The sequence below is a fragment of the Pseudomonas sp. AGC41 genome (assembly GCF_057334555.1).
Genome location: NZ_JBHFJB010000064.1, coordinates 26,101 through 31,783, shown reverse-complemented (window position 1 = coordinate 31,783; position 5,683 = coordinate 26,101). Strand labels below are relative to the sequence as shown.

Genomic DNA, 5,683 nt, shown 5'->3' with positions numbered 1-5,683 from the left:
CCCCCTCGCCACGAGCGGTTTCAGGGTTCCTTGCTCTCGAGCGTCTTGAGCTTGATCTCGGCCAGCGGGTGCCCGGCCTTCGCGGCCAAGGTCCACCAACGCGCCGCTTCGTCCGGATCCGGCGCCTTGGTGGTAGAACCTGCCAAGCTGATGACGCCGACCTGGTAAGCGGCCTTGCCGTCACCGGCCAGTGCCGCCAGGCGCAGCAGGCGAATGCCTTCTTCCCGTGCGCCGAGCCCTTGGCCGCGAAACGTCAGGATATGTCCGTAGAAGCTCTGGGCGCCGACGTCGCCCAGGTTCGCCATGCGCGCGAACTGGCCTTCAAGCCAGGCCCAGCCCCGCGGCTGCCGAACCAACCATGGCCAATGGAACAGCCGGCGCGCCAGCCAATAACCGGCCCGGGCCTTGATCCGCCAGAGCACTCAGGCCTCCGCCGATTCGGGGTACTCGTATTCGAACACCCGGACCACTTCCGATGCGTGCCAGGATGCGGCGGCGACGCCGTCGGAGGGGCCGGAAAAGCGCCCGAGGCGTTCAACACATTCGAAAAAACCGGTGCGTGGCAGGCGACTGGCCCCCTGGCTGATGACCAACGAACTGCGCAGTGGCTGTTCAGCCCGGGCGTCCAGCGCCGCCAGATGTTCGAGTGCGGCGGTCAAGGTCTGCATGGCCGGGCTGGGCAGCTGCAAGCGTTCCAGCAAGGCGCGGTACGTCAATAGATGGCGCTGGCGACGCGCCTGGTCCAACTCACCCAACAACCCGTCCCAATGTTGCCGACTGATGCGTACACTCACAATTCATCCCTCCAACCCGGCACCGTCAGTTCCCAGGCCAGACTGCGCTTGATCGCGGCATCGGGCTGACGCTCGCCGCTTTCGATCATGGCCAGATAAGACGGGCTGATGCCTACCGTGCGGGCCAGCGCCTCGATGGCGATGCCCTTCCCTTCGCGCAAACTGCGTAGTTGATCCAGGCCAGGGAGAACCTGGCCGGGCGCCGCTGCATGGCGGACCGTGGCTTCCAGCGGTGCTTGATTGACGCCGGCGGCCTTGAGCAGCGCCTGGTACTGATCCCACGGCAAAACCGCGTACTCGGGCTCTCCGTCGCGCGTGATTATTTGAATATCCATGATTACCCCGTAGGACAACGACACTTAGCGAGTCAGCTTTTTCCTTGGAAGTGTAATCCTAATAGCAGCTAAGGTCGCGGGGCGATGAAGTCTCGCAGGGAAACGGGCCGGATCAGGTTTTTTTCGGCCCTTGCAGCTGGAGTTGTTCCGGGGTGTCGGGAAGCCTTTCCACTCGCGCGAGCTTCTCCGGCGACTGCTGCTCACGCCAGGCACGGAAGGCGCCTAGCTCGTCGTCGAGGGTTTTCATGATCCAGGCCAGCACCGCGATGTCGTCGAACATGCCCAGCATGGGCAGCAAGTCGGGGATCGCATCCAGCGGGCTGAGGAAATACATGAGGCCCGCTACCACCGAGAGCATCGATTTGGCACTGACAGCGCGGTATTCGCCCCGCCAGTAAGCCAGGCACAAAGCCTGTAGCAGACGCAGGTCCTCCTTGAGCTTACCGAGGCGACCGCCCTCCCGGGCGCCCTTGCTCGCAACCGCGAACAGCAGCGTGGGCAGTCTGCCGCGGGCCAGGAGCCGTCCCGCCAAGGGCAGAAATCGGGCAAAATTCCACGGGGCCTTCATTTTTTCTCCCACTGAAATGTTATCCACACAAATTGTGGATAACCTTGTGAACAGAGCTGCATTTCAACGCTGCGCCCCCCGTTTCATAAGGGTCGGGCTTAGATCGGGCGTTTTTTACTCACATAAATAATCGGCAACCACCTACCCGACGGGTCGACCGCAACCAGCACAGCGCTGTACTGCCTATGACTGTAGCTTGCCCTGCGCGTTCGGTTTTTTTGTCTTGCCGAAAGCCAGATATAAAAACGCCCCGCAAAAAGCGAGGCGTTTTCGTCAAGACAGGCGCGATTACTTGGCTGCGCCTTCTTTAGCCGGATCCTTGATTGCCAGCAGCTCAAGGTCAAATACCAGGACCGAGTTGGCCGGGATGGCCGGGCTCGGGCTCTGAGCGCCGTAGGCCAGGTCGCTCGGGATGTACAGCTTGTACTTCTCGCCGACGTGCATCAATTGCAGGCCTTCAACCCAACCCGGAATCACGCCGCTGACCGGCAGGTCAATTGGGCTGCCACGTTCCACGGAGCTGTCGAACACAGTGCCGTTGGTCAGCTTGCCGGTGTAGTGAACGGTTACCACGTCGGTCGGCTTAGGCTGCGCGCCGCTGGCCTTCTTGACCACTTCGTACTGCAGGCCGGAAGCGGTGGTGGTAACGCCGGCCTTCTTGCCGTTTTCCTCAAGGAATTTCTTGCCGGCGGCTGCCGACTCTTCACTCATCTTGGCCATGCGCTCTTCGGCACGTTTTTGCAGTGCGGCAAAGGCTTCGACCAGTTCTTCGTCTTTCAGCTTCTGTTCTTTCTTGCCGACGGCATCTTCGATGCCCTGGGCGACTGCTTTGGAGTCCAGGTCATCCATACCTTCCTGAGCCAGGCTTTTGCCCATGTTCAGGCCAATACCGTAGGAAGCTTTCTGCGCCGGGGTTTTCAGCTCCACGCTGGTCTGCGAGTCACAACCCGCGAGTACCAGGCCAACCAGGGCTACCGCCGCCGCCAACCGATGCTGTTTCATGCTATTTCCTTGTTCATGCGCCTAAAGGGCAATCGAGTAAAGCCGCGAGCTTATCAGGCGGCCACGACCAATGGCTACCGGCATGTGAGCCACAAAGTGATGATAAGTTCAGGTCGGCAAACGCTTTTTGATCTTCGGCAGATGAAGCATCTGTCATCTGTTTCACAGACCGCCAGATCGCCCTCTACCCACAGCCATGGGGTAATGGCCACTTGCCGGCCAAGCGGCACTGAGGCATAAGGGCATATTAAAAAAACAAGGACGTAAACCGTGCGCCTCCTCTCTCGCTTTTTATTGCTGATCCTCGCGCTGGTCATCGTGGTCGTCGCCGTGGTGCTTTATTACGTGGCCAACCCGCGCCTGCCGGCCTACACGCCTGTCCAACAGGTGCACTACCTGGACCAATGGAGCGCCGCCGAGCGACAGACTTACTATTTCACGCCCCAGGGCACCCAGGTCAAAGGCCTGCGTTACGAGTGGTTCACCGCGCTTGAACTGCCGTTCTCGCAACAGCGCTTCGCTTCGCCGGAATACCTGGCGCGCTTCGGTTTCCTGGTCGATCCGGCGCAGAAAGCCACGCCGCTGAACCCCGGCAACTTACCGGTGGGCTTCACCCGACACCAGAACGCCGGCAGTAACGAGCAATACCTCGACATCACCTGCGCCGCCTGCCACACCGGCGAATTGCATTTCAAGGGCCAGGCGATCCGGATCGATGGCGGTTCGGCTCAACACGTATTGCCATCGACTGTTCCGACATTGCGCGGCGGCAGTTTCGGACAGGCATTGGTGGCAAGTCTCGCCTCGACCTACTACAACCCATGGAAATTCGAACGCTTCGCCCGCCAAGTGCTGGGCAATGACTATGACGCTCGCCATGAAGAGTTGCGCACGGCCTTCAAGGTTTCCCTGAATGCGTTCCTGCGCACGGCCTGGAACGACACCCATCGCGGCCTCTACCCCACCGAGGAAGGACCGGGCCGTACCGACGCCTTTGGCCGTATCGCGAATGCCAGCTTTGGCGATGCCATTTCGGCGGAAAACTACCGGGTCGCCAACGCACCGGTGGATTACCCACAGCTGTGGGAAATGTGGACGTTCGACTGGGTACAGTGGAACGGTTCGGCGCAGCAACCGATGGCCCGCAACGTCGGCGAGGCGCTGGGGGTTGGCGCCACGTTGAGTTTCTTCGATGCCCAGGGCAAGCCGCTGCAAGGCGATGCGCGCTACCCTTCCAGCGTGCGGGTGCGCGACCTGAACAAGATTGAAGAGACCTTGCAACTGCTCAAGCCACCCGTATGGCCGGAAGCGTTGCTGGGTTCGATTGACAAGCCCCTGGCGGCAAAGGGCAAGACGCTATTCGAGGAAAATTGCGCCGGTTGCCACGTGCCCAAAGTCGTCCAGGGACCTGACCGGCCAGTGCAACAGTTGCATATGCTGCCAGTGAAGGTGATCGGCACCGACCCGGGCACCGCGAACAATATTGCCGATCACCGTTTCAACCTGACCAGCCTGCAATGGGACCCGGCCGAACTGGCGAAGCTGGAAGTGCAACTGCACCCCGCCCCGACAGAGCCACTGGACCTCAGCCAGATCTCGGTCGCCAAGGGGTTGGCCTACGTCACGGCATTCGTCGAAAACCGCGCTTACCGGGATGCCGGCGTCACGCCGGTGGAACGTCCGGCACTGGACGGTTTCGGCCTGCCCATCGGCGTCCGTGAATTACGCGCCTACAAGGCCCGGCCGTTGGCCGGCGTGTGGGCCACACCGCCGTTCCTGCACAACGGCTCGGTGCCGACCATCTACCAGTTGCTCTCGCCGCAGGCCGAGCGGGCCACCACCTTTTATAAAGGCAGCTTCGAGTACGACCCGCAGCACTTGGGCTATCGCACCGAAGCGTTTGCCAATGCCTTCCTGTTCGACACCCGCCTCACTGGCAACCATAACAGCGGCCATGAATTCCGCGCTGGCGAGCGAGGCAATGGGGTCATCGGCCGTTTGCTGCAACCGCAGGAGCGCTGGGCGTTGCTGGAGTACTTGAAGGTGCTGGGCGGACCGCTGGAGTCGCAACTGTGATGATGAATCTTTCAGGTAAAAGGATTGCACCATGCTCATAAAGCTCTGGCTGCGCCTCGGCGCCTTTCTGGGCAAGACGCTCCTCTGGCTGCTGGGCATCGGCCTGCTCGGCTGGGCCCTGGCCACGGCCTGGTTCGCCTGGCAACACAGTGGGCCGGTCCCGGACAGCGAACAGATACCGCCCGGCGAAAGCGCCATGACCCAGGACATCATCCAGACCGCCATCCGCATCGTCGACCAGCACCGCGAAGGCACGCGCTACCTGCGCGATGCCCATGCCAAGGCCCACGGCTGCGTGATGGCCGAAGTCCAGGTGCCCGGTGATCTGCCGGCAGCGCTGCGCCAAGGCGTATTCGCCGAACCGGGCAAGACCTGGCAGGCGACGATCCGCCTGTCCAACGGCAATGCCTATCCACAGTTCGACAGCCTGCGCGATGCGCGAGGGATGGCCATCAAGCTGCTGGATGTGCCTGGCAAACAATTGCTCGCTGACCGGCAATCGAAGGGCGAGCAGGACTTTGTGATGTTCAATCATCCGAACTTCTTTGTCAGCGATGTCGCCGAATACCGTCAGAACGTGGCGGCCCAGGCTGACGGAAAAAAGGCGATGGCTTTCTTTCCGAGCCTGGACCCACGCAGCTGGCAGATCCGTCATCTGTTCATCGCCCTGGCGACACTCTCCCCGCCTCCGGCAAGCCCGACCCAGACCACCTATTTCTCGGTATCGCCGTACAAGTTCGGCGCGGCCAATGCCAAGTTTCGCGTCGCGCCGGATCCGGACAGCTGCCCAGCCTACACCCTGCCCAAGCAGAACCAGGACCTGCCGAATTTCTTGCGCAGCGCACTGACTCAGCAGTTATCCACAGACCGTGTGCCGGCGTGGTTTGTGCTGCAGATCCAGCGTCAGG

Annotated in this window: 7 protein-coding genes; 2 read left to right on the top strand and 5 right to left on the bottom strand. The window is 61.4% G+C overall.

Translation table 11 applies throughout. The features are described 5' to 3' along the window. Nucleotides 1–20 precede the first annotated feature (20 nt). From ACE04F_RS12040 to bamJ, 5 genes are all read right to left on the bottom strand, one after another. A complete protein-coding gene (locus tag ACE04F_RS12040) occupies nucleotides 21–422 on the bottom strand; it encodes an SEL1-like repeat protein (RefSeq protein ID WP_486106934.1) in 402 nt (133 codons plus the stop codon). After that, the gene (locus ACE04F_RS12035) at nucleotides 423–794 is read right to left on the bottom strand and encodes a hypothetical protein (RefSeq protein ID WP_003179080.1); all 372 of its coding nucleotides are present in this window, start codon (nucleotides 792–794) and stop codon (nucleotides 423–425) included. It lies immediately after the preceding gene. Then, a complete protein-coding gene (locus ACE04F_RS12030; protein WP_486106932.1) occupies nucleotides 791–1,129 on the bottom strand; it encodes a helix-turn-helix domain-containing protein in 339 nt (112 codons plus the stop codon). The genes ACE04F_RS12035 and ACE04F_RS12030 overlap by 4 nt, the downstream gene beginning before the upstream one ends. Nucleotides 1,130–1,241: 112 nt before the next feature. Continuing rightward, on the bottom strand, nucleotides 1,242–1,697 hold the full coding sequence (locus tag ACE04F_RS12025) for a YkvA family protein (protein ID WP_305499485.1): 456 nt from the start codon (nucleotides 1,695–1,697) through the stop codon (nucleotides 1,242–1,244). A 288-nt stretch (nucleotides 1,698–1,985) separates the two neighbouring features. After that, nucleotides 1,986–2,699: a BamJ family beta-barrel-assembly machinery protein gene (gene bamJ, locus ACE04F_RS12020; protein WP_305499483.1), complete on the bottom strand. Its 714-nt coding sequence runs from the start codon at nucleotides 2,697–2,699 to the stop codon at nucleotides 1,986–1,988. Nucleotides 2,700–2,969: 270 nt separating this feature from the next. On the opposite strand from bamJ, the gene ACE04F_RS12015 reads away from it, so the two are divergent. Both ACE04F_RS12015 and ACE04F_RS12010 read left to right on the top strand, forming a co-directional pair. Beyond that, nucleotides 2,970–4,775, top strand: coding sequence for a di-heme-cytochrome C peroxidase (locus tag ACE04F_RS12015; RefSeq protein ID WP_486106929.1), 1,806 nt, complete (start codon nucleotides 2,970–2,972; stop codon nucleotides 4,773–4,775). 31 nt (nucleotides 4,776–4,806) lie between these two features. Further along, on the top strand, nucleotides 4,807–5,683 hold an 877-nt coding region (locus tag ACE04F_RS12010; protein ID WP_486106927.1), incomplete at its 3' end, for a catalase.

What these genes read in the sequence shown, in the direction of transcription:
- bamJ (WP_305499483.1), bottom strand. Translation starts at nt 2,699, where the DNA reads ATGAAACAGCATCGGTTGGCGGCGGCGGTAGCCCTGGTTGGCCTGGTA.
- ACE04F_RS12025 (WP_305499485.1), bottom strand. Translation starts at nt 1,697, where the DNA reads ATGAAGGCCCCGTGGAATTTTGCCCGATTTCTGCCCTTGGCGGGACGG.
- ACE04F_RS12030 (WP_486106932.1), bottom strand. Translation starts at nt 1,129, where the DNA reads ATGGATATTCAAATAATCACGCGCGACGGAGAGCCCGAGTACGCGGTT.